Origin of the sequence: Cypionkella sp., from assembly GCF_034376685.1 — a bacterium.
Lineage (GTDB): Bacteria > Pseudomonadota > Alphaproteobacteria > Rhodobacterales > Rhodobacteraceae > Cypionkella.
In genome coordinates this window covers 1-23,238 of the sequence record NZ_JAXMJJ010000054.1, presented here as the reverse complement: position 1 = coordinate 23,238, position 23,238 = coordinate 1, and the positions used below count along the sequence as shown (strand labels likewise).

21 protein-coding genes are annotated in these 23,238 nt (G+C 61.3%); 14 read left to right on the top strand and 7 right to left on the bottom strand.

Translation table 11 applies throughout. The features are described from left to right. The first annotated feature begins 73 nt into the window (after positions 1 to 73). Entirely contained in the window at positions 74 to 2,914 is a 2,841-nt protein-coding gene (gcvP, locus tag U1A24_RS11065; protein ID WP_322322031.1) for an aminomethyl-transferring glycine dehydrogenase, read from the top strand. A gap of 130 nt (positions 2,915 to 3,044) precedes the next feature. On the opposite strand, the gene U1A24_RS11060 is transcribed toward gcvP, so the two are convergent. Continuing rightward, positions 3,045 to 5,087 (bottom strand): calcium-binding protein, encoded by a 2,043-nt coding sequence (locus U1A24_RS11060; protein WP_322322030.1) that lies wholly within the window; start codon positions 5,085 to 5,087, stop codon positions 3,045 to 3,047. A gap of 121 nt (positions 5,088 to 5,208) precedes the next feature. Between U1A24_RS11060 and U1A24_RS11055 the strand changes: the two genes are divergently transcribed. The 7 genes from U1A24_RS11055 (at position 5,209) to U1A24_RS11025 (ending at position 9,618) form a co-directional block, all read left to right on the top strand. Further along, positions 5,209 to 5,919 carry an AzlC family ABC transporter permease gene (locus U1A24_RS11055; RefSeq protein WP_322322029.1) on the top strand — a complete coding sequence of 237 codons (711 nt, stop codon included), beginning with the start codon at positions 5,209 to 5,211 and terminating at the stop codon, positions 5,917 to 5,919. Then, complete coding sequence (locus U1A24_RS11050) at positions 5,909 to 6,223, top strand: AzlD domain-containing protein (protein WP_322322028.1); 315 nt, start codon at positions 5,909 to 5,911, stop codon at positions 6,221 to 6,223. Before U1A24_RS11055 ends, U1A24_RS11050 begins: the two co-directional genes overlap by 11 nt. A gap of 62 nt (positions 6,224 to 6,285) precedes the next feature. Beyond that, a complete protein-coding gene (locus U1A24_RS11045; protein ID WP_322322027.1) occupies positions 6,286 to 6,606 on the top strand; it encodes a DUF3775 domain-containing protein in 321 nt (106 codons plus the stop codon). Positions 6,607 to 6,609: 3 nt separating this feature from the next. Continuing rightward, complete coding sequence (locus tag U1A24_RS11040; protein WP_322322026.1) at positions 6,610 to 7,047, top strand: thioredoxin family protein; 438 nt, start codon at positions 6,610 to 6,612, stop codon at positions 7,045 to 7,047. 58 nt (positions 7,048 to 7,105) lie between these two features. Beyond that, positions 7,106 to 8,506 carry a sensor histidine kinase gene (locus U1A24_RS11035; RefSeq protein ID WP_322322025.1) on the top strand — a complete coding sequence of 467 codons (1,401 nt, stop codon included), beginning with the start codon at positions 7,106 to 7,108 and terminating at the stop codon, positions 8,504 to 8,506. After that, a complete protein-coding gene (locus tag U1A24_RS11030; protein WP_322322024.1) occupies positions 8,503 to 9,144 on the top strand; it encodes a response regulator transcription factor in 642 nt (213 codons plus the stop codon). The genes U1A24_RS11035 and U1A24_RS11030 overlap by 4 nt, the downstream gene beginning before the upstream one ends. 120 nt (positions 9,145 to 9,264) lie before the next feature. Continuing rightward, entirely contained in the window at positions 9,265 to 9,618 is a 354-nt protein-coding gene (locus U1A24_RS11025; protein ID WP_322322023.1) for a hypothetical protein, read from the top strand. A 63-nt stretch (positions 9,619 to 9,681) separates the two neighbouring features. Here U1A24_RS11025 and rimO read toward each other — a convergent pair whose 3' ends face one another. Further along, positions 9,682 to 11,076, bottom strand: a complete 1,395-nt coding sequence (rimO, locus tag U1A24_RS11020; RefSeq protein WP_322322022.1) for a 30S ribosomal protein S12 methylthiotransferase RimO — start codon at positions 11,074 to 11,076, stop codon at positions 9,682 to 9,684. Between the two features lie 185 nt (positions 11,077 to 11,261). Here rimO and U1A24_RS11015 point away from each other — a divergent pair, with 185 nt between their 5' ends. Continuing rightward, complete coding sequence (locus U1A24_RS11015; protein ID WP_322322021.1) at positions 11,262 to 12,818, top strand: pentapeptide repeat-containing protein; 1,557 nt, start codon at positions 11,262 to 11,264, stop codon at positions 12,816 to 12,818. A 193-nt stretch (positions 12,819 to 13,011) separates the two neighbouring features. Here the strand turns inward: U1A24_RS11015 and ppk2 are convergent, their stop codons facing one another. Continuing rightward, the gene (gene ppk2 / locus U1A24_RS11010; protein WP_322322020.1) at positions 13,012 to 13,929 is read right to left on the bottom strand and encodes a polyphosphate kinase 2; all 918 of its coding nucleotides are present in this window, start codon (positions 13,927 to 13,929) and stop codon (positions 13,012 to 13,014) included. Between the two features lie 140 nt (positions 13,930 to 14,069). Here ppk2 and U1A24_RS11005 point away from each other — a divergent pair, with 140 nt between their 5' ends. Beyond that, positions 14,070 to 16,061, top strand: coding sequence for an AsmA family protein (locus tag U1A24_RS11005; RefSeq protein WP_322322019.1), 1,992 nt, complete (start codon positions 14,070 to 14,072; stop codon positions 16,059 to 16,061). A gap of 49 nt (positions 16,062 to 16,110) precedes the next feature. Here U1A24_RS11005 and U1A24_RS11000 read toward each other — a convergent pair whose 3' ends face one another. Together U1A24_RS11000 and U1A24_RS10995 are read right to left on the bottom strand one after the other, a co-directional pair. Continuing rightward, complete coding sequence (locus U1A24_RS11000; protein WP_322322018.1) at positions 16,111 to 17,148, bottom strand: cytochrome-c peroxidase; 1,038 nt, start codon at positions 17,146 to 17,148, stop codon at positions 16,111 to 16,113. Positions 17,149 to 17,393: 245 nt separating this feature from the next. After that, positions 17,394 to 18,029: a GcrA family cell cycle regulator gene (locus U1A24_RS10995; RefSeq protein WP_322322017.1), complete on the bottom strand. Its 636-nt coding sequence runs from the start codon at positions 18,027 to 18,029 to the stop codon at positions 17,394 to 17,396. 157 nt (positions 18,030 to 18,186) lie between these two features. Between U1A24_RS10995 and U1A24_RS10990 the strand changes: the two genes are divergently transcribed. Further along, positions 18,187 to 18,501 (top strand): hypothetical protein, encoded by a 315-nt coding sequence (locus U1A24_RS10990; RefSeq protein WP_322322016.1) that lies wholly within the window; start codon positions 18,187 to 18,189, stop codon positions 18,499 to 18,501. Positions 18,502 to 18,849: 348 nt separating this feature from the next. Here U1A24_RS10990 and U1A24_RS10985 read toward each other — a convergent pair whose 3' ends face one another. Both U1A24_RS10985 and guaD read right to left on the bottom strand, forming a co-directional pair. Then, complete coding sequence (locus U1A24_RS10985; protein ID WP_322322015.1) at positions 18,850 to 19,152, bottom strand: hypothetical protein; 303 nt, start codon at positions 19,150 to 19,152, stop codon at positions 18,850 to 18,852. A gap of 63 nt (positions 19,153 to 19,215) precedes the next feature. Continuing rightward, a complete protein-coding gene (gene guaD / locus U1A24_RS10980) occupies positions 19,216 to 20,505 on the bottom strand; it encodes a guanine deaminase (RefSeq protein WP_322322014.1) in 1,290 nt (429 codons plus the stop codon). Between the two features lie 119 nt (positions 20,506 to 20,624). Here guaD and mgtE point away from each other — a divergent pair, with 119 nt between their 5' ends. From mgtE to U1A24_RS10965, 3 genes are read left to right on the top strand one after another with little or no spacing between them, the layout of a single operon-like run. Then, the gene (gene mgtE, locus U1A24_RS10975; protein ID WP_322322013.1) at positions 20,625 to 21,995 is read left to right on the top strand and encodes a magnesium transporter; all 1,371 of its coding nucleotides are present in this window, start codon (positions 20,625 to 20,627) and stop codon (positions 21,993 to 21,995) included. A gap of 11 nt (positions 21,996 to 22,006) precedes the next feature. Then, positions 22,007 to 22,567 carry a 5-formyltetrahydrofolate cyclo-ligase gene (locus U1A24_RS10970; RefSeq protein ID WP_322322012.1) on the top strand — a complete coding sequence of 187 codons (561 nt, stop codon included), beginning with the start codon at positions 22,007 to 22,009 and terminating at the stop codon, positions 22,565 to 22,567. Beyond that, positions 22,557 to 23,186: a hypothetical protein gene (locus U1A24_RS10965; protein WP_322322011.1), complete on the top strand. Its 630-nt coding sequence runs from the start codon at positions 22,557 to 22,559 to the stop codon at positions 23,184 to 23,186. Before U1A24_RS10970 ends, U1A24_RS10965 begins: the two co-directional genes overlap by 11 nt. The last annotated feature ends 52 nt before the right edge of the window (positions 23,187 to 23,238 follow it).

Sequence of the window (23,238 nt, the reverse complement as noted above, 5' to 3'; positions counted from 1 at the left end):
AAGCCTTTGATTTTGAAGACAATGCGTGAACCTCTTGTGAAGGGGTTTGAACCTTGCATCCTAAGGGGGCCCTATGAGCTTTACACCCGTTGACTATGATCCCTACGATTTTGCCAACCGTCGCCATATCGGCCCGTCTCCGTCCGAGATGGATGAGATGCTGAAAGCGGTCGGCGTCACCAGCCTTGACGCGCTGATTGATGAAACTGTGCCTGCTTCCATCCGCCAAAGTACGCCTTTGGGTTGGGCGCCGCTGTCGGAGCATGATCTGCTGGCACGGATGCGCGCGGTGGCGGGGCGCAACAAGGTGATGACCAGCCTGATCGGGCAGGGCTATTACGGCACCGTCACCCCGCCCGCGATCCAGCGCAATATTCTGGAAAACCCGGCGTGGTACACAGCCTATACCCCCTATCAGCCGGAGATTGCGCAAGGCCGGTTAGAGGCGCTGTTGAACTATCAGACCATGGTGGCCGATCTGACCGGGTTGCCGGTTGCCAATGCCAGCCTGCTGGATGAGGCGACGGCTGCGGCAGAGGCGATGACGATGGCCGAGCGCGTTGCCAAATCAAAGGCGAAAAAGTTTTTCGTGGATGAGCATTGCCATCCGCAAACCATCGGTGTGATCGAAACTCGGGCCAAGGCTTTGGGCATTGAGGTGGTGGTTGGCGATCCCGACGCGATGCAGGCGAGTGAGGTGTTCGGCGCGATTTTCCAGTATCCCGGCACATGGGGCCATGTCCGCGATCTGACGTCGTGGATTGAGGCTTTGCACGCGGCCAAAGCTGTCGCCGTGGTGGCGACGGACCTGCTCGCGCTCTGCATGTTGCGCGAACCGGGGGCGATGGGGGCAGATATTGCCGTCGGCTCCAGCCAGCGCTTTGGCGTGCCGATGGGCTATGGTGGCCCACATGCGGCGTTTTTCGCCTGCAAAGACGAGCATAAACGCCAGATGCCAGGGCGGATCGTCGGGGTGTCGATCGACTCGCGCGGCAACAAGGCTTACCGGCTGTCGTTGCAAACCCGCGAGCAGCACATCCGGCGCGAGAAGGCGACCTCGAATGTCTGCACGGCGCAGGCTTTGCTGGCAGTGATGGCCAGCATGTATGCGGTGTTCCACGGCCCCAAAGGTCTGCGGGCGATTTCCGAGCGGGTGCATTCGCTGACGGTGCGCTTGGCGAAGGCGTTGCGCGATGCCGGGGCGACCCTGCCGCAGAAGCAGTTTTTCGACACCATTACCGTGGAGGTCGGCGTCGGCCAAGCCGGGATTCTGGCGGCGGCGCGGGCAGAAGGGCTGAACTTCCGCAAAGTCGGTCGCGATCATGTCGGCATCAGCCTGGACGAGACCAGCAACGAGGACGTGCTGCGCCGGGTGCTGCGGGCGTTTGGGATTCAGAACGCGCCACCTGCCAAGGCGGAGTTGGGCTTTGCCGAGGCGATGCTGCGGGAAACCGAGTATCTGACTCATCCGGTGTTCCACATGAACCGCGCCGAGTCCGAGATGATGCGCTATATGCGTCGCTTGTCGGATCGCGATCTGGCGCTGGATCGCGCGATGATCCCGCTGGGGTCTTGCACGATGAAGTTGAACGCGGCGGCGGAAATGATGCCGATCACTTGGCCGGAGTTTGGTTCGCTGCATCCGTTCATCCCGGCAGATCAGGCGTTGGGCTACCGCGAGGCGATCGAGGATCTGTCGGGCAAACTGTGTGAGATCACCGGCTATGACGCGTTCTCGATGCAGCCGAACTCGGGCGCGCAGGGCGAATATGCCGGGCTGCTGACCATTGCCGCCTATCACCGCTCAAAGGGCGAAGGCCACCGCAATATCTGCCTGATCCCGGTGTCGGCGCATGGCACCAATCCGGCATCGGCGCAGATGGCCGGGATGGAAGTGGTGGTGGTGAAGGCCATGCCGAACGGCGACGTGGATGTGGAAGATTTCCGCAGCAAGGCTGCTGCTGCAGGGGCCAATCTGGCCGCCTGCATGATCACCTATCCTTCGACGCATGGGGTATTTGAGGAAACCGTGCGGGATATTTGCCAGATCACCCATGAATATGGCGGGCAGGTTTATCTCGACGGTGCGAATATGAACGCGCTGGTCGGGCTGGTGAAACCGGGCGAGATCGGCTCGGATGTCAGCCATTTGAACCTGCACAAAACTTTCGCGATCCCGCATGGCGGTGGCGGGCCGGGGATGGGGCCGATTGGGGTGAAGGCGCACCTTGCGCCGTTCTTGCCGGGGCATTCGGAGACGGGTGGTGAGGAGGGGCCGGTTTCGGCAGCACCTTATGGCTCGGCTTCGATCCTGCTGATCTCTTGGGCCTACTGTCTGATGATGGGGGGAGAGGGGCTGACGCAGGCGACGCGGGTGGCGATCTTGAACGCCAACTATATCGCGGCGCGGCTGAAAGGGGCTTATCCGATCCTGTTCATGGGCAACAAGGGGCGGGTGGCGCATGAGTGTATCCTTGATACCCGGCCCTTCGCGGAAGTGGGCGTCACGGTCGATGATATTGCGAAGCGGCTGATTGATAATGGCTTCCATGCGCCGACGATGTCTTGGCCGGTGTCTGGCACGTTGATGGTGGAGCCTACGGAGTCGGAAACCAAGGCCGAGATTGATCGCTTCATCACGGCGCTGCTGGCGATCCGGGCGGAGATCACGGCGGTGGAGAACGGTGAAATTTCCAGCGAGGACAGCCCGCTGCGGCATGCCCCCCATACCGTTGAAGATCTGGTCGCCGACTGGACCCGGAAATATCCGCGCGAGCAGGGCTGCTTCCCGCCGGGGGCGTTCCGGGTGGATAAATATTGGCCACCGATCGGGCGCGTCGACAACGTTTATGGGGATCGGAATCTGATCTGTATCTGCCCGCCTCTGGAGAGCTATATGGATGCGGCAGAGTGATGGTCCCAACTCGGGACCTTTTGGAAGTGTTTATTATCAGAGGCTTAGGGTTGCCAATTTAACCCCTTGTTAAGAAATGGCCCCGCCCCAACATCGGGCGGGGCCATTTCATCGCTAAAAACAATACGCTTCAGATCAGCTCAAAATCGCTGGCGCTAAGCGTCGGAAGCCCGACGAATGTGGCGATGATGCCGCTACCTCCGGCGGCAGAGCCGTTGGTGTCAAAGCTCAGCACACCTGTATCGGTTTCATAGATAAAGCGCTGATCCAAAGTCGTCGCGAGGCCAGTGGCATTGGCGACAAACTGTGCAGTCCCCAAAGCCCCGGCGACCAGACCACCGCCAAAAGTGGCAACGCTGATCTGCAACGTATCGAGGTCATGGGCGAAATCGACGATGATATCGCGGTAGGCGGCGGGTTTGGTCAAAACGAACGTATCCGCGCCTGCGCCTCCGATCAGCCGATCAATGCCGATACCGCCTGACAGAGTGTCGTCGCCACTCAGCCCGTTGATGGTGTCATTGCCGGCCATGCCCTGCAACACGTCGGCTTGGGTGTAGCCGGTGATCTGATTGGCAAGGTTATTGCCGCGCAACTGAATGGGCGTTGCGGTGACAACATTGGCGACTTGCAGGATTTCAACCTCCTGATCATCGGCCAGAACGTAATTCGTCCGCGCAATCAGCTTGTCGGCGCTGCCTTCGCCTGCGGCCTCAAACACCTGATCGCCGAAGCTGACGTAGAACGTGTCGTTGCCTGCGCCACCGTAAGCCACATCCGCCCCGGTGCTGAACAGGAATGTGTCATTGCCAAGCCCGCCCCAGAGCGTGTCATTGCCACCACCGCCGTTCAGGCTGTCGTGGAAATCGGTGCCAACGAATTGCTCGGCAAACCCTGCTCCAGTCCATGCCATCGCGGATTCGCGCGGATCGACATATTGGCCGCGAATGCCCCAGCCATCAGGGTTTTCGGGGAATGTGGAGCGATCTTCCCAGACCACCAGATAGCGCCCGTCGTTGGTGATGGTGATATCGACATCGCTTTGCGCGCCTTGCTCGACCCCCAGAGAGAACATCGCGCCATGCGCCGTACCGTCGCTGCTGTAAAGCTGCGCCCGCAGGTAGTCGCCACCCGACGAGCCCGCGCCTTCTTGCCAGACGATCAGGAAGCTGCCGTCGGGTTGACCAGCGACGACGGGCAGCGTTTGCGCAAGACCGTCGCGGCTGTGAACATTGATGATGCCGCCGACCGGGGTACCATTGGCGCCGTAGACCTGCGCCATCACATCCGTGCGCAGGCCGCTGTTGAATTCATCGGTTGTGGGTTCCTGCTGCCAAGTCACGACGTAGCGGCCATCGTCCAGCGCCGCGATGCTGAACTTGGACGTGTTGCTGAGCATTTTGGTATTTGGCACAATGACTTCAGAGCCAACTGCAACCCCCGCCACGTTGCGGATCTGAACCCGCAGGCTGTATTCATGCGAGGCGTTGTTTTCGTTGCTCAGGTAGGCAATCGCCACATTGCCGTTAGACAGCTTGATGATCTGCGGCTTGATCTGATCGCCAGCGCCCATGCCAGAGCCGGGGATGGGCCCGGTGACAGTGCCGGTTGAGCTGATCGTGGTGAGCAAGACCTTCTCACCGGGATCTGACGGCAGGATTTGGAAATTGCTGGTGTCATCCACCACTTTAACCGTGCCATTGGCGAGACCGATGATCGACGGCGTGTTGGCGAAGATCGCGTTGCCGGGGCTGGAAAATCCCGGCGTGACGTTGAAGTTATCACCTGCCAGCGCGCCACCAGCCGTGTAAAGTTGCATCACCGTGGTCGAGGCAAGCGAGCTGTCACTCGACGCGCGGGTATCGCCCCAAGCCACGGCAAATCCGCCATTGGCCAGCGCGGTGATGTCAGAGTTGAACTGATAGTGACTGTCCCAAACGGCGGTGGTTTCGGGTGGAACTTCGGTGTTGACCTTGAAATCGGCATCGGGGGCGGAGCCGTCTGCGTTCAGCACGCGGGCGCGGATGTCGCGGGCCAAATTGGGGTTGCCGATATTGCTGTCATCGGTCCAGGCGACGGCGATGCGGCCATCGCGCAGTACAGTGACCGAAGGGTCGTATTGGCCTTCGCTTGCGGTGGAATTGATCAGGAAAATTGACGAGGTCAGAGCCATGCTAAATATCCTAAAGTTGCTTAATATCTAAAAATAATGGAAGTATACCGCCTATATTTCTGTCAAGTGAAAATGAGGCGATCCGTTGACCAAATCCATCGGACCGCTTAGCACGGGCACCATGAGCCTTCACGCGCCAAAATCCAGCTTCACCGCAGGCGTTATCACCGCCTTGCCGATTGCCTTGGGCTACTTTCCCATCGCGTTTTCTTTCGGCGTGGCGGCCACGCGGGCGGGCTTAAGCGGGCTTGAAGCGTTTGGTCTGTCGCTGATCATCTACGCCGGGGCGGCGCAGTTTCTGGCGTTGGCGCTGATCACCGGGGGGGCGCCGGTACTGGTGTCGGCGTTCACGCTGATCGCGATGAATATCCGGCATGTGCTGTATGGTCCGGCGCTGATCAAGCGGGTTGGGACGGGCGCGCGCACCAAACACGCCTGGGCTTGGGCGTTTGGGCTGACCGATGAGGTGTTCGGTGCGGCCCTCGGGGCTTTGGCGCGTGGCAAGGTGGCGTTTTCCGAGGCGTTCATGTTTGGCCTTGGGCTGGCGGCCTATGGGTCTTGGCTGGCGGGCACGGCTTTGGGGGCGTTTGCGGGCGGGGCGGCGTTGCAGGACTATCCGGTGATTGATGCGGCTTTGGGTTTCATGCTGCCTGCGCTGTTTCTGGCGCTGTTGCTGTCGATCCTCTCGCGGCTGCAACTGCCGGTGATTGCGGTGGCGATGGCGGCCACGGTGGTGGTGACGCTGACGTGGTCTGGCACGGCAGGGATTTTGGCGGGGATGGTGGCGGGGGCTGTGGCTGGGCTTTTTGTGAGGCGCGGCGATGCGGCTTGAGATTTTGACCTTGGCGCTGATCGTGGGGGCCTGCACTTGGGCGTTTCGATTCTTTCCGACCAAAGTTGATCTGTCGGGGATCAAACCCGATGGCGTGCTGGCGCGGTTTCTGGCCGCAACCGGACCAGCGGCGATTGCGACGCTGTTTGTGGCCTCGCTGTTGCCGATGGTGACGGGCGGTCTGCCGGTGCCTTTGGTGATTGGCACGGTCTCTGTGCTGGCGGTTTTTGCGGCGGCGCGCTCGGTCGTGACGGCGACGCTGGCGGGCTCGGTTGGTTATGGGCTGGCGGTCTGGCTGGTTTAGGTCGTATCTTGGGGAACCGTCGCGCGGGCTTCGCAGTTGACGGTGAGAAACAGGAGACGATCATGTTGGAAATTGCACCGGCGAAAGTGGTGGAGATCATCTTCCTGTCGCGTGAAACCACGGCATCGGCAGAGGCCGAGTTGCGGGGTTTGTTTGCGGCGATGAACGTCGATGAACGCGCACATCTGACGGCGCTGGCTTGGGTCGGGCGCGGCACCTATACGGCGGATGAATTCGGTCAGGCGGTGGTGGTGGCCGAGGTTGAAGCTTCGGCGCCGACGGCGGAATATCTGCTGGGCATGACCGATCTGGCCGAGAACCTTGAAGCCGGGTTGGAAGCGATGGGCATTGATGTGACCGGCGAGGAAGAGGATTTATTGTAAGCGATGGCAGATGCGGTCAAGCTGAGTTGTGCCACCTGCGGGCAGATGAACCGGGTGGCGGTGGATCGCCTGAACGCGGGGCCGAAATGCGGCGCGTGTGGTGATCCGTTGGCGGATGGCCGGGTGATCGAGCTTGATGCAGGCGGGCATGACAAGGCGACGCGCGGCGACGAGTTGCCGCTGCTGGTGGATTACTGGGCACCGTGGTGTGGCCCGTGTCGGGCGATGGCACCGGAATTTGTCAAGGCGGCCAAGGTGTTGCAGGGCCGCGCCCGGTTGGCCAAGCTGAACACCGAAGACAATCCGCAGATCGCGCAGCGCGCCCGGATCCAAGGCATTCCCGCGCTGGTGCTGTATCTGCGTGGCCGCGAGGTGGCGCGGCTGGCGGGGGCGCGTCCGGCCAGCGAGATCGTGGCCTTTGTGCAGGGTAATCTGGCTTAGGGCCAAACTCTGCCTGTCTGTGCAAAAATCGCTAGGCGCGCGCTGCGTGACGTGATGTATGCTGACCCGGAAAGCCGGGGTGCAGATGCTGCCATTCGAATTTTCCGCCTGGTCCAAGCTGTCACTGGCGCGGCAATTCGCGCTGGCGGGCGGCGTGGTGATGTTGGTTTCGGCGGGCTTGGGCGGCTATGTCGTCTCGGGCCGGATTGAAGAAGTGGTGGTGCGCAACACCGCCAATGCGACGGCTTTATATATGGAAAGCTTCATCGCGCCGCTGACGCAGGACCTGGCGCAGCGCACCGACCTGTCCGAGGAATCGCGGCTGAAGATCGGCGCGTTGCTGGCTGATACCGAACTGGGCAAGCGCGTGGTCAGCTTCAAGATCTGGCGACCGGGGGGGCTGATCGTTGATGCCTCAAACCCCGATGTGGTGGGCAAGCGGTTTCCGCCGACAGAGAATCTGACGAAGGCCTGGGCGGGCGAGGTGCGGGCCGATTTCAACGATACTGGCGACGCGGAAGATCAGGCCGAACACGCGCTGCGGCTGCCGCTGCTGGAGATTTACAGCCCGATCCGTGAGATCAAATCCGGCAAGGTCATCGCTGTGGCCGAGTTCTATGAAGTGGCGACACAGTTGAGGCAAGACCTGATCCGGGCGCGGGCTTTGGGCTGGCTGACGGTGGCGGGTGCGATGTTGATGATTGCCGTGGGGCTGTTTGCGGTCGTGTTGCGGGGCAGCCGCACGATTGATCGCCAGCTTGCGGCGATGAAAGACTTGGCGGCGGGCAATCTGGCATTGCGGTTGCGGGTGCAGGGGGCGGCGGCGCGATTTGCGTCGGTGAACGATCAAACCCTGCGGCGGATCGGTGCGGATTTGCATGACGGTCCGGCGCAGTTGATGGGTTTTGCGGCGTTGCGGCTGGATGCGTTGCAGGGGCAGGTCTCGGGGCGCGCGGCAGAGGATTTGGCGGCGGTGCAGCGGGCGGTGAAGGATTCCATTCTGGAAATTCGCAGCATCGCCAGAGGCTTGTCGCTGCCGGATATCGAGCAGAAATCGCTGGAAGATATTCTGCGCGGCGTGGCCGAGGCGCATGCTGCCCGCACCGGAACGGCGGTGGCCTTGCACTGTCAAGTGATCAGTGACCTGCCTGCTGCGGTGAAAATCTGCTGCTATCGCTTCGTGCAGGAAGGGCTGAACAACGCGTGGCACCACGCCGAGGGGCAGGGCCAAGAGGTGCGGGTGACGCTGCTGGGGGATCAGTTGGATCTCCAGGTGCTGGATCGGGGTGCAGGGTTCTTGCAGCTTCCGGTGGATTTTCTGCGCGAAGATGCAGGGCTTGGCCTTGCCGGATTGGCGGATCGGGTGGAAAGTCTGGGTGGCCATATCAGCTTTGCCAATCGCAGCGATGGGCCGGGGGCCGCGTTGCGGATGGTGTTGGATTTGAAGGAAGCGATATGAGCGATATCCGTCTGGTTCTGGCCGATGATCACCCGATCTACCGCGACGGCGTGGCGCGCACCTTAAGCGATGCGGGCGGTATTGAGGTGGTCGGCCAAGCGCAGGATGGTGAGGCAGCGGCGCGGCTTTGTGTTGAGTTGAGCCCCGATTTGGTGTTGCTGGATGTCTCGATGCCGAAGGGCGGTGGGTTGGGCGCGTTGGCCCGGATCATGCAGATGGAAAAGCCGCCGTTGGTGGCGATGTTGACGGCCTCGGAGGATGAAGGCGATCTGATGACGGCGCTGAAGGCGGGGGCGGCGGGCTATATCCTGAAGGGGGTTGGGGCCAGCGAGTTGGTCGAACTGGTGCGTGACCTCGCGGCGGGGCGGTCTTATGTCTCACCGGGACTTGCGGGGCGGCTGTTGGTGGCGATGCGCGGCAAGCCGGTGGGTGAGCCCAATCCCTTGGCCGATCTGTCGCGCCGCGAGGAGGATATCTTGCGGCTGGTGGCGACCGGGCTTTCCAACAAAGAGGTCGGGGCCAAGCTGGATATTCAGGAAAAAACCGTCAAGCATTACATGACCTCGATCCTGCAAAAGCTGCATGTGCGCAACCGGGTTGAGGCCGCGATGTTGGCGCGGGTTCATCTGAAGGACTGAAGGTTATCAGACCATCGGCTGGTTTTACGCGCGAAAATCGCTGGGCGATGGTCCCTGATGTGCGGGGCTTGGCTGCCGTAGATTGAGGCTACGAACTCACCTCACCCTATGGAGCGTATCATGTCTCATTTCACTCTGACCAAAATCATCGCGGCTGGTGCTGTTGCCCTGTCGCTGAACGGTGCCACCGCAGCCACTGCGATGGTGCAAGATACCCAGTTGCCGCAGTTTTCCGCCGCCCTGCCGGGGACGCCCAGCGATGACAGCCAGCTTTTGTCACGTCGGGGCCGGGGTGCCGATGATGGCGCTGGCCACACGCGCCGCGGCAGGGGCAAGGACGACGGCGCGGGCCACACCTCGCTGACATTGCCCGCACACGGGCAGGAATTTGCCCGTCGCGGCCGCGGCGCGGATGATCCGAAGGGCCATATTCGCGGTGGCAAGGGCAAGGATGATCCGGTCGGTCACGGCTGAGCTGACATTATCCATGCGCCCAAGGTGTCTGACAGATGCCTTGGGCGACCTTTGGCGGCGGTGTTAAACCCGCCGCCCCCACAGATCATACTCACCGGCTTCTTCGACCGTCACCGTGACCATATCGCCGGGGGCTAGCCCCTCAAACCCCTCATCAATGAACAGATTACCGTCGATCTCGGGCGCATCGGCCATGGTGCGGCAGGTGGCACCCTCGTCATCGACCTCATCGACGATGACTTGCAGGGTGTGGCCGACTTTGGCTTCCAGTTTGGCCTCGGATATGGCTTGCGCCTTCTCCATGAAGCGATCCCAACGCTCTTGCTTGACCTCATCCGGCACATGATCCGGCAGATCATTGCTGCGCGCACCGGCGACGTTTTCGTATTGGAAGCAGCCGACGCGGTCGAGTTGCGCTTCGTCCATCCAATCCAGCAGGGTCTGGAATTCGGCTTCGGTCTCGCCGGGATAGCCGACGATGAAGGTCGAACGCAGGGTGATATCCGGGCACATGCTGCGCCATGCCGCGATCTCATCCAGCGTTTTGGCGGCAGCGGCGGGGCGGGCCATGCGGCGCAAAACGCCGGGGTCGGCATGTTGGAACGGGATGTCGAGGTAAGGCAGGATCAGCCCCTCGGCCATCAGCGGGATCAGCTGGCGGACATGCGGGTAGGGGTAGACGTAGTGCAGGCGGACCCACGGCTTGGTATCGCCGCCCAAGCTGCCCATCGCGCGGGCAAGGTCGGTGATATGGGCGCGGACTTCGCCGCCTTTCCAGGGCGAAAGGTCATGCTTGCGGTCGACGCCGTAGGCCGAGGTGTCTTGTGAGATCACCAGCAGCTCGCGCACGCCGTTTTCAACCAGCTTTTCGGCCTCACGCAGCACGGCATGGGCGGGGCGGCTTTGCAGCAGGCCGCGCATGTCGGGGATGATGCAGAACTTGCATTTGTGGTTACAGCCCTCGGAAATCTTGAGATAGCTGTAGTGGCGCGGGGTCAGGCTGACAGCGGAGGCAGGCAGCAGATCAATGAACGGATCGGGCTTGGCGGGGACGGCTTTGTGGACGGCATCGAGCACCGCCTCGTATTGGTGCGGACCGGTGACGGCGAGGACGCGGGGGTGCGCGCCGGTGATGTAGGCGGGTTCCGCGCCGAGGCAGCCGGTAACGATGACGCGGCCGTTTTCTTGCAGCGCCTCACCGATGGCCTCCAGCGATTCCGCCTTGGCGCTGTCGAGGAAGCCGCAGGTGTTGACGATCACGGCGTCGGCGCCCTTGTAATCGGGGCTGATCGCGTAGCCTTCGGCGCGCAGGCGGGTGAGGATACGCTCGCTATCCACGAGGGCTTTCGGGCAGCCGAGGCTGACCATGCCGATGGTGGGCTGGCCGGGGCGGATCGGTTCGCTGAAACTGGGTTTCGGGGCGAGGTCTGGGCGGAGATTGGGCGGATTTTGCGACATGGGGGTGGGTATACAGGGAAATGCGGCGTGGCGGTAGGGGGGTGTCCACGTGTGGACAGTGGGGCGGTTTGTGGGATTTCAAGGGGTTAGGCCGGGGGTGGTAAGGATTTGTTAAGGGTTGTGGGCGAGATAGTTGTTTGGGGTGGGGGAGTGGGGCAGGGTTGGGGGAAGTGGGGGAGAGTGGGATGAGCGAGACGGGACGGGTGCTGAAGCCAGCGAATGAGAACCCTTGGTATGTGCTGATGACGCTTTATGGCGAGCAGGAGGGGGAGGAGATTGACGAAGCGCTGCATGAGAAGAACCGGGCAGCGTGGAACGCTTGGGCTTGTCAGAGTTTAAGCGTTGAGGAACAGGTGAGTGCGGCGGCTTCGGTGGAGGTTGCGCTGACAGAAGTGCAGGACTGGAACCAGCAGCGAGAGGAAATCGTCTCACGGCATCGTACGGCAACGGAGGCTCGGAATGGCGCGGAGCATTATACAGGGCTGCCGCTTATTGACGAACAAATGGAGCTTAGCGGCATCTCTTTTTCACATATAGTGTGTTGTAAAAAGTTTGTCTTTCCGGTTGTTTCACAATTCAAACTTGCATCCTTCGAGCGAGATGCGTGGTTTGACAACGCCATGTTCGGGGATGCTCCAACTTTTAGTGGTGCCAAGTTTAACGGCCATGCGCGGTTTGATTCCGCGAAATTCGTGGGTGGCGCTTCGTTCCATCTTGCGATTTTTGACAGAGATTCGCGGTTTAGTTCTTCTCAGTTCTTTGGTGGAGCGATTTTCAAATCGACATTATTTAGAGAAATGGCTATGTTCGATGGAGTGATGTTTAGCGGTCATACTAGTTTTGATCTTGCAGAGTTTGTGAATAAAACTGTTTTTCATCATGCAATATTTGTAACTGATGTGCGGTTTATCTCAGTGGTTTTCGATGGGGATGCAGAGTTTCGCATCACAACATTCGCCGGAAAAGCCAACTTCGGCTCAACGAAATTTAACAGGGAAGCTCGGTTCGATGAGGCAAAGTTCCAAAGCGAACTTACCTTTTCCAAGGCAGTATTCGGGGGGCTCAGTTATTTTGCAGCAACCAAATTTGGGGTGGTTGGAGTAGCGTTGCGGGCAACCTTCAACGATTGCAGATTCTTGCAGTCCTGTAGTTTCGGTGCTTCAGAGTTTCTGAGTAGCTACCCTGAATTTTCAGGGGCGGTTTTGCATGACAAAACCACATTTACGGCAAAGTCCCAATTCTGGCCGCAGGGGAAGCATCTTGACCCTGACCAAGCCAAAGCCACTTGCGCCGCAATCCGTCACAACCTTGGCAAGCAGGGCCTTCCCGAAGAAGAACATTTCTTCTTCCGCCGCGAGATGGGGTTTGCGGCGCAGATTGGGGGGTGGTGGCAGCGGTTGCCGTATCGGGTGTTTGGGGCGATATCTGATTTTGGCTATTCGATCCAGCGGCCTGCGCTGTGGCTGTTTGGGCTTTGGCTGGGTGTTGCAATGATCAATCATGTGGTCTTGCAATGGGCCGCGAGCAGGCAGGGGCTGGACTATCACGCAGTGCAGGCGTTTGGCTTGTCGTTTGCCAACCAGTTTCCGGTGTTTGGGCTGCAAGGGCGTTGGTTCTCGGTGAAGTTTTTGGGGGATTTGAACCCTTGGTTGAAGGCTTTGGGTGGTGTGCAGACAGTGGTGTCCCTGCCGTTGTTGTTTTTCTTTGCGCTGGGCTTGCGCACGCGGTTTCGGATGCGGTGAGGGGCGTGACGGGTGGGTTTCTTGCCCGATTTGTCCGGTGACAAATCGGGCGGATGGCTTGCTGCATCGCGCCCCTTGCTCAACGGCCTTTGGCCTTATGAGCAATGAACCGGAAAACGCTCCACTGGAGCGTTTTCTTTCGGTTAGGGGTTTGTTTTGGTCAGGTGCGCTGGTTGTGGGGGAAGCGGTTAGATCAATACTTCCCCGGCACATACAATTCCGGCGGCAGCACCGCGCGTTCATAGTTCGGGTTGAAGACGCGGTCGGGGAGGGTGACGTCGTCGTGCGGCACCGGCTCGTAGGGGAATTGCTGCAACAGGTGGTCGATGCAATTCAGCCGCGCGCGTTTTTTATCGTTGCCTTCGACGATATACCACGGCGCTTCGGGGATATTGGTGCGGGCCATCATTTCTTCTTTGGCTTTGGTGTAATCTTCCCAACGGACGCGGGATTGCAAATCCATTGGCGAAAGTTTCCACTGCTTCATCGGATCGTGAATCCGCATCAGGAAGCGCATTTGCTGTTCTTCATCGGTGATCGAGAACCAGTATTTGATCACGGTAATCCCCGAACGCACCAACATGCGTTCAAATTCCGGCACGTCATGGAAGAATTGCTCGACCTGATCTTCGTCGGCAAAGCCCATCACGCGTTCAACCCCGGCGCGGTTATACCAGCTGCGGTCGAACAACACGATTTCGCCGCCTGCGGGCAGGTGTGGGACGTAGCGTTGGAAATACCACTGGGTTTTCTCGCGGTCGGACGGCGCTGGCAAAGCCACCACGCGGACGACGCGCGGATTGAGGCGCTGGCTGATGCGTTTGATCACGCCGCCTTTGCCCGCCGAATCACGGCCCTCAAACAGCACGACGACCTTTTTCTTGTGATAGGACACCCAGTCTTGCAGCTTGATCAGCTCGGATTGCAGCCGGATCAGCGATTGGAAATAGGTGTGCCGATCAATGCCATCGGGGTGTTTGTCTTTATAAATCTTCGAGATTTCCAGCGACAGCTGGGCGTCTTCCATCTCGATTTCATATTGTTCGTCAAAGGCGTCTGCGAGTTCGGCTTCCAGCCAATCGAGGGCCTGCGGGGATGCGGTTTCGGTCATGGGGCTCTCCTGATCGAGGGCGGTAGATCAGCTGTTTGTAACGCGGCAATGACGGGCGGGGAGTTGCCAATTTTGGCGTGGTGGCTTGCTTGCGCGCAGCTTGCGCGTAGACTCGGATCAAGGGTTGAGGTGAGGGCAAGATGCGCTGGATCATTCGTTCGGTTATCGCTTTGGTTTTGTTGGCGGTTTTGCTGGTGGGGGCGGTGTTTCTGATCCCTGCTGAAAAGGTGGCCGGGATTGCGGTGGCGAAGTTCAATACGCTGACCGGGCGGGAGCTGGTGATCTCGGGCGCGGTGCGGCCGACGATCTGGCCACAGCTGGGGGTGAAGACCGGGCCAATTTCGATTTCCAACGCCGAGTGGTCGCAGGAAGGGCCGATGGTGCAGGCCGAGGGTCTGGATATTTCGCTGGATCTGGCGGCGCTGATCGCGGGGGATGTGAAGATCACCGGGGTGGAGGCGATCAATCCGAAGATCGTGCTGGAGCGCTCCTCAAAGGGCGAAGAGAACTGGGTGTTTGGCGGCGGTGGTGCGGGCGGCACGGTGTCGGCGGCGACGCCGGGGGTGGGGCAGCCGTTCACCCTCGACAAGGCCACGGTGTCTGGCGGCACGCTGGTGTTTGCCGATCATGCGGCCGGGGTGCGCTATGAAGTGAGCGGGATAGAGGCCACGGCGGCGATCCCGCAATTTGCCGGCCAAGCCACGGTGGATATGGCGGCGGTGATGAACGGGCAGTCGTTTCGGCTGAAGGCCGAGCTTGCGGCGTTTCAGGATTTTCTGGATGGCAAGCTGGTGGAGAGCGATCTGACGCTGGTGGCGGGCGATGCCGAACTGGGCTTCAAGGGGCGCGCAGGGATTGCGCCGGAAGCCGAGGGCGCGCTGACCACCGATCTGGGCAATCTGGCGGCGGTGTCGGCTTTGGCGGGAATGGCTGCGCCGAAACTGCCGCAAGGCTTGGGGGCCTCGGACGTGCGGGTGTCGGGGGCGGTGACGCTGACCACGGCGGGATCGCTGCATCTGCGCGGCGGGGCGGTGGTTCTGGATGGCAACACGCTGACGGTGGACGGCGATCTGACCACGGCGAGCGCGCGGGCGAAACTGTCGGCCAAGGTGGTGGCGGGGGCGCTGGATCTGGCCGGGGTGTCGGGCGGGGAGGGCGGTGGCTCTGGCGGTGGGGCGCAGGCGGCGGGGTGGCCGAAGGATAAGATCGACGTGAGTGGGCTGGCGGCGCTGGATGCGGTGGTTGCGCTGACGGCGGACAGCGTCGATCTGGGCATGGTGAAGTTCGGCCCATCGCAGATCGTGCTGACCAATGACCGCTCACGGCTGGTGACGGAGTTGCGCAAGGTCTCGGCCTATGAGGGGGTGATCTCGGGGCAGTTTGTGGTGAACGGGCGCAAGGGGCTGTCGGTAGGGGGGGATTTATCCTTTGCGGGCATGGCGTTGCAGCCGTTGCTTGCCGATTTCGGCGGCTATGAGCGACTGGTCGGCACCGGGGATATGCGGGTGAAGTTTCTGGGATCGGGCGCGTCCGTGGATGCGATCATGCGCTCGATGTCGGGGTCTGGATCGCTGGCGCTGAGCAATGGCGAGATTTTGGGTCTGGATATTGCGGGCATGCTGCGGACCTTGGATACGTCGTATGTCGGCGAGGGGCAGAAGACGATTTTCGACAGTCTGGGCGGCAGTTTCACCATCGCGGATGGGGTGTTGCACAATGAGGATCTGGTGCTGAAATCGCCTTACATCACCGCGCGGGGTGTGGGCGATGTCGGCTTGGGGGCGCGCAATCTGGAGTACCGCATCAAGGCCACGGCTTTGGCGGATGATACCGGGGCGGGTGGGTTGACCGCGCCTTTGCTGATCAAGGGGCCTTGGGCGGACCCGAAATTCTCATTGGATTTGCAGGCGATTGCCGATGAGAAGCTGGCCGAACAGAAGGCGGCTTTGCAGGCGCAGGCAGAGGCCAAGCGGGCGGAGTTGGAGGCTGAGGCCCGCGCCAAGCTGGAAAACGAGTTGGGCGTGGTGCAGCAGGACGGCGAAAGTCTGGAGGATGCGGCGCGGCGGCGGATGAATGAGGCGATGGATTCCGAGGCGCAGAAGGCGTTGCAGAAGTTGTTGGGCGGCAACTAGCATCGGGTGTGGGCGGCCCCAATGAGGCCGCCCGGTTGCTCAACCGCGCTTACTTGATAATCGAGGTCGGGCGCGGCGTGGCGTCGGTTTCCGGCGGCAGCACCGGCAGGGTGACGGGGGGCAGGGTGCCTGTCAGGCTGTGCAGGAAGGCGACGATCTGGGTGGTTTCCTCGGGTTTCAGCGCCTCCCCCAACTGGCTTTCGGCCATGATCTCAACCGCGACGGGCAGTTCCCAGACCTTGCCGGAATGGAAATAGGGTGCGGTCACCCCGATGTTGCGCAGGGGGGCTGCGCGGAACACATATTCGTCGCTGGCAGTTTCGGTGACCTTGAAGCGGCCTTTGTCGCCGGGCGGCAACACCTCGGCTCCGGGTTTTTCTACCAGTCCAAACGGATAATAGCCGTGGCCGCCGACATTGATGCCGGAATGGCAAGACGAGCAACCCTTATCCATGAACAGTTGCAACCCGGCTTTGGCATCGGCAGAGAGCGCCGCATCGTCGCCGTTCAGCCAGGCATCAAAGGGTGCGGGGGTGATCAATGTGGCCTCGAACGCTTCGATGGCGCGGGCCATGTTGTCAAAGCTGATCGGGTCTGTCTCATCCGGGAAAGCGGCGGCGAACCAATCGACATAGGCGGGCATGGAGCCAAGGGTGATGACAACCTGTTCCGGCGTATTGGCCATTTCAACGCCAGCCTGCACCGGACCTTTGGCCTGCGCCTTCAGGTCATCAGCGCGGCCATCCCAGAACTGCGCCTCGTTCAGCACGGCGTTCAGCGCGGTGGGGGCGTTGCGCGGGCCTTTCTGCCAGCCGTGGCCGACCGAGGTTTCCATGTTGTCATCGCCGCCGGCGGTCAGGTTGTGGCAAGAATAGCAAGAGAACACCCCCGAGGCCGACAGGCGGGGATCAAAGAACAGCGCCTTGCCCAGCTCGATCTTGGCCGGCGTCACCGGGTTATCCTTGATGGCGGGAATGGTGGAGGGCAGCGCTTTGAAAATCTCGGCGGCGGTATCGCGCAAAGCATCGGCATGGACGGATGTGGCAAGCGCTGTGGTGGCAAGTAAAAGCGGGATGAATAGACGCATCGGAGGCTCCTGTGACGGTCAATGTGCAGATCAAGGGTGGTCCGTTGGCGGGGCGTTGCCATGATGCAGATCAAGTATTAGAATCATTCTAAAGATGGGTCTTGCTTGCAGGATTTAGCGGCTGACTGAAATCGCATCGCTCCGCCGGACCGGCAGCGCCAGAACGGCAGCGCCAGAACGGCAAAAAGCCCGCCGGAGCGGGCTTTGCAATGCAGATGTGGCGGAGGATCTGGCGCGCGGCCGGATCAGCGGCGGCGGTCGCGGCGGGCAGACATCGGCTGGAAGGCGACGCCGACATGGGCCTCGCAATAGGGTTTGCCGGGGACGGAAGGCAGGCCGCAGAACCAGAAATCTTCGGTGGCCGGATCGCCGATCGGCCATTTGCAGGTGCGCTCGGTCAACTCCATCAGCGACAGCCGCTTGGCGCGCTTTTCGACCTCGCGGACCGAGGCCAAAGCCTCGGGGCTGATTTCGTTGGCCGACGGCTGCGGCGGCAAAGGCTGGCCCGCCGGGATGATGGCTTTGCGCATCGGGATCGGCAGCGTGGTGACGCTGGCGACAGAGGCGGCAGAGGCCGGGGGGACGGGGCGCGGCTCGGTGGCCACACGCTCGGGCGCGGCGGGGCGCACCGGGGCTTCCACGGCTGCGGGCTTGGGCGCGGGGTCAGGGCGCGGGGCGGCCGTGGCGGGGCTGGCTGCGACCTCAGGCTCGTCGCTTTCCACAGTGCCACCGCCGACGCGGTTGGACAGGCCAAGGCGGTGCACCTTGCCGATCACGGCATTGCGGGTGACGCCGCCCAGCTCTTTGGCGATCTGGCTGGCAGACTGGCCTTCCGCCCACATTTTCTTGAGCGTCTCGACGCGCTCGTCGGTCCAGGACATGGCGAACTCCGGTTCAGGGGGCGAATGATCGCCCGAGGGCGCGGCGCGCAGGCGCAGGCCCTATTCTAATCTTGAGTGCAGGGGATACAAGGCGGACGCGGCAATATCAAGGGTCGCGTGATTCGGTTTTGGATAAGCGCGGGCAAGGGGGCAGAGGATGCACAACTTTCAGGAACAGCGGGCAGATACGTTTGAGACCTTCGCCAAGGTCGGCCGTGGGGTGAAGCTGCCGAAGATGTCGGTGGTGGTCTATGAATTCGTTGCCGAAGAGGTCGATACCAAATGGGCGGCGGTGGAAAAGGCGCTGCGGGCGAAGGGCTTCAAGACCAGCCATGCCGGTGACGTGCTGCAAGCCCGGATTGGCCCGATTGCGATTGACGCGGAAACCGTCTGGCAATGGGAGCGGATGGCGACAGAAATCGTGCTGCCGTTCGAGTTTTACCCGGATGGCTGGGAGCTGGGCGACGAATAGCCGGTTCTCGCGGCAAGCAAATGGAGCGGCTTCGCCGCAGGTCTTTGTCTCACCGCCCCGGACTTCGCCGAGGCAGTTCGGGTGGGCGGCAGTTCTGCGGCGGGGTGCTGGGGGTGATGTGGAAGCCTCCGGCGGGAGTATTTCTGCCAATGTGAAATTGCTCTTTTCGAAATACTCCCGCCGGAGGCATCCGATATCTCAGGTCGCGCGATCCTGTCCTGTCGGACGACCGCCCCTTACCTGCGGTGGTAACGCCGCCGAGCGGTGGCTCCGCTCGGCGAAAAAACGCGCCCCCAGCGCGTTTTCTGATCCGCCTCCCACCCCCCGAGGCGGCACGGGTATCAGGTGTTACCCGCAGTTCAGCGCATAGCTGCGCAGGATATCATAGCCATCAGAGCTGCTGCTCAGCAGGCGGCCGGGGGCGCAGTTGGTGGCGTCCTCGACGTAAGAGGCGGTTTCCGCATCGGTCAGCGGATAGCGCGCGGGATAGCGCAGTTGGGCTTGGCGGCCATCTGTCACCACCGTCAGCTGCGAACCATCGGCCAAGGTGAACAGCCGGGCGATGTCGGGGCGCGGGCCGGGGCTTGGCGTGGGGGTGACGCAGGCCGCGAGGCACAGCGTGGCGATCAGGGCGGCGGTTGGTTTCAGCATTGGGCGTCTCCTGTTTGCGACAGGCTAGCGCGATTGGGTGCCTGCGGCGAGGCGCGGTGTCGGTCAGCGCGGTTTGCCGCCGATCCATGTCGCGCGGATGGCGCGGTCATCGCCAAGCATGATGGTGGGGAAGATCGCTTGCCAGATGTCAGCGGCGCGTCGGGTGGCTTGTTCGATGGCGGCGGTGGATTGCAAATCGAGGATGGTAAGATCCGCCTCCATCCCCGGCGCGATATTGCCGATCTGCTGTTCGGCATGCAGCGCGCGGGCGGAGCCTACGGTGGCCAGCCACCACAACTGGCTCGGGTGCAGCGCTTCGCCGCGCAACTGGGCCACTTCATAGGCGGCGGCCATGGTGTGCAGCATCGAGAACGACGAGCCGCCGCCGGTGTCGGTGGCGAGGCCGACCCTCAGGTGTTTGGCGAGAGACATGTCGAACAGGCCGGAGCCGATGAAGGTGTTGGAAGTCGGGCAGTGCACGAGCGAGGCCCCGGCTTCGATCAGCCGATCTTTTTCGCGCTGGGTCAAATGGATGGCATGGCCGTAGACAGCACCTTCGCGCAACAGGCCTTGCGCCTCATAGGTGTCGAGATAGTCGCGCGATTGGGGGAACAGGTCTTTGACCCAAGCAATCTCATCGACTTGTTCGGAGAGATGGGTTTGCATCAGGCAATCCGGGTATTCGCGCCAAAGCTGGCCCATCGCGGCCAGTTGCTCGGGGGTCGAGGTTGGCGAGAATCTCGGCGTGATGACATAGGATAGCCGATCCTGCCCGTGCCACTTTTGCAGCAGGCGTTTGCTGTCGTCATAGCTTGATTGCACGGTGTCACGCAGGCCTTCGGGCGCGTTGCGGTCCATGCAGGTTTTGCCAGCGAAGGCGCGCAGGCCGCGGGATTGGGCGGCGGTGAAGAAGGCGTCTACGGATTCCGGGTGGATGGTGGCGTAGCTGCACATTGAGGTGGTGCCGTGGGCCAGCGCGAGGTCTAGGTAGCGGTTGGCGACCTCATCGGCATAGCTGCGGTCGGCAAAGCGCATTTCTTCGGGGAAGGTGTAGCTGTTCAGCCAGTCGATCAGCCGCTTGCCCCAAGAGGCGATGATCGCGGTTTGCGGGTAATGCACATGGGCGTCAATGAAGCCTGCCGAGATCAGGCATTGGCCGTAATCGGTGACGCGGGCCTGCGGATAGCCGGCGCGGATTTGGTCGGCGGGGCCGAGGGCTGCGATCTTGCCATTTTCGATGGCGACGGCACCGTTTGTCTCATGCCGCGCCGCATCAGGGCCATCCGCAAAGGGATCGCCTGCGAAGGACAGCACTTGCCCCAGAAGAATGTCGGTCCCAATCTGCTCTGCCATGACATACTCCGCTTGCCAAACAGCGCTAGGTTATAGGCTTATGGCGCATAGGTAAATTTCTGCCTGCCCTCTGTTTCATTGAAACAGCTTTCTGTAAGCAAGCGGCAAAGGAGTGCGTCATGGCGGAAGATCTGGCACTGATGGACGAAGATGAAGTTCACGCCGACCGCGTGGAAGCGATCCTTGACGCGGTGGAGGCCAAAGATACCGCCCGCGTCACCGAATTGCTGGAGCCGTTGCACGCTGCCGACATCGCCGACTTGCTGGAGCAGATCGGCGGGGCGGATCGGCGGGCGCTTTTGGCGCTGTGGTCGGGTGAGATCGACGGCGAGATCCTGTCGGAAATTGACGAATCGATTCGCGAAGAGGTGATCGAATCGCTGCCACATTCGGTGGTGGCCGAGGCGATGCGCGAACTCGACACCGATGATGTCGTCGACATTCTGGAAGACCTTGATCTGCCGCAGCAGGGCATGATCCTTGATGCGCTGGACGATGTTGACCGCATCGCGGTGCAGCAGGCGATGCGCTACCCGGAGGAAACTGCGGGCCGTCTGATGCAGCGCGAAGTGGTGGTGGCGCCTGAGCATTGGACGGTGGGCGAGGCGATTGATCATTTGCGCGAGAACGATCATCTGCCGGATCAGTTCTATCATGTCATTTTAACTGATCCTCGCATGAAACCAACGGGTTATGTGACACTGGGGCGGCTGTTGTCGAGCAGGCGGGCGGTGCGGCTGAAGGATATTCTGGAGGACAGTTTCCGCACGGTTCCGGCAACGGAACTGGAGGCCGACGTGGCCTATATGTTCAACCAGTATCACCTGATCTCGACCCCGGTGGTGGATGCGACGGGGCGGCTGGTGGGCGTGATCACCATCGACGATGCGATGAACGTGCTGGATGAGGAACACGAGCAGGACATGCTGCGTCTGGCCGGGGTGGGCGATGATTCGAGCCTGTCGGACGGGGTTTGGGCGACGGCGCGGCAGCGCTTGCCCTGGCTGGTGGTGAACCTGTTTACCGCGTCGATCAGCGCCTTTGTGATCTCACGGTTTGAAGCCACGATTGCGACCTTGGTGACCTTGGCGGCGCTGATGCCGATTGTGGCGTCGACCGGTGGGATTGCCGGCACGCAATCGCTGGCGGTGGCGGTGCGGGCGCTGGCGACACGCTCGCTGACCTCGGCCAACGCCAAAAGGGTGGTGCTGCGCGAGATGGTGGGCGGGCTGTTGAACGGCTTTTCGCTGGCGATCATTCTGGGGCTGGCGGCATTTCTGATCTTTGGTGATTGGAAACTGGGGCTGGTGTTGGGCATGGCGATGATCACCAATCAGCTTGTGGCGGCGCTGGGCGGGGTGTTGGTGCCATTGGGGCTGCACCGGCTGGATCTCGACCCGGCTTTGGCTTCGGGGACGTTTGTGACCACTTTGACGGATGTTTTGGGCTATCTGGCGTTTCTGGGGCTGGCGACGCTGGTGCTGCTGTGATGGGCGCGGGGATGGACAAGGCGGCAGCCCGCAAGGCGGCGTTTGCGGCGCGGAAACTGGCGTTTGCGGCGGGGCAGGGGCAGGCGGCGGAACTGCTGGCCGATGTGCTGGCAGAGCATCGTGGTCGGGCTTTGGCCGGATATATGGCGATGCGGACCGAGGCCGATCCGATGGCGGCGATGCTGGCGCATCAGGGGCCGGTCTGCGTGCCGGTGATCATCGCACCAGGCGAGGCGTTGCGGTTTCGCGAATGGTCGCCGGGCTGTGCGATGGAGATGGGGGCGTTTGGTGCCTTGATCCCGGCCGAGGGGGCGTGGATTGAGCCGGAGGTGCTGATCGTGCCCTTGGTCGGGTTCGATGCGCGCGGCTATCGCTTGGGCTATGGCGGCGGGTTTTATGACCGCACCTTGCAGGGATTGCGTCTGAGGCGGCAGACTTTGGCGGTGGGCTTTGGCTTCGCGGCGCAGGAATTGGCGGAGGTGCCGATTGATCAATTCGATCAGCGGCTGGATATGATGGTGACGGAAGCGGGGGTGCGGCGGTTCCAGGTGGGGGACGATCATGCTCCGTAAGATTGTTGCGAGTGTAATTTCGATGGCGGTTGCAAGCACGGCAGGGCAGGCCGAGGAAATCTGTTTCAACAAGGCCAGTGGCCGACATGCCGAATTCTATGTCTGGGATCGGGAAAAACCCGCTGAGGTCATATCCCGTACCGACGATCAAATTCAGACGATGCGGAGCATAGGCGGTTCGCTGGGCGGCAGCGAAAAGGTGTTGGAGTTGTTTCAGCTTGGCATCATTCCTTTGGCAGTCAGGGGGACTTATGCCAATATTGCTTGGAAATGGGATAAGGATCTGCCGCAGGCGAAAGATCTGAGCATAGGCTACAAATTCGACCTGAGCGCGGTTCAGACGGCGTTGACGCCGCGAAAACCGATTGAACGCCGCCATACATTGAATGGCGAAGTGGTCGGAAGCGAGACCATCACGCTGCAGAAATGCGAGTATGAGGTGGTGATCCTCGATATCGTCATGACTGGCTCTGGTGAGCCATACCCTCCGAAGTCGTGGCAGAGGCTTTGGCTTGATCCGTTCAATCTGGTGGTCTTCAAATCTGAACGTTTCGAGACTGAGGCGCACTGGAAAATGCATTTTGCCGATACCACCACCAAGCTCGTGCGTTTGCGCTAAGGGATGGCTTGGTTTGACTGAATTTTCGGGGCTGGCCGCTGGGGGTTTCACA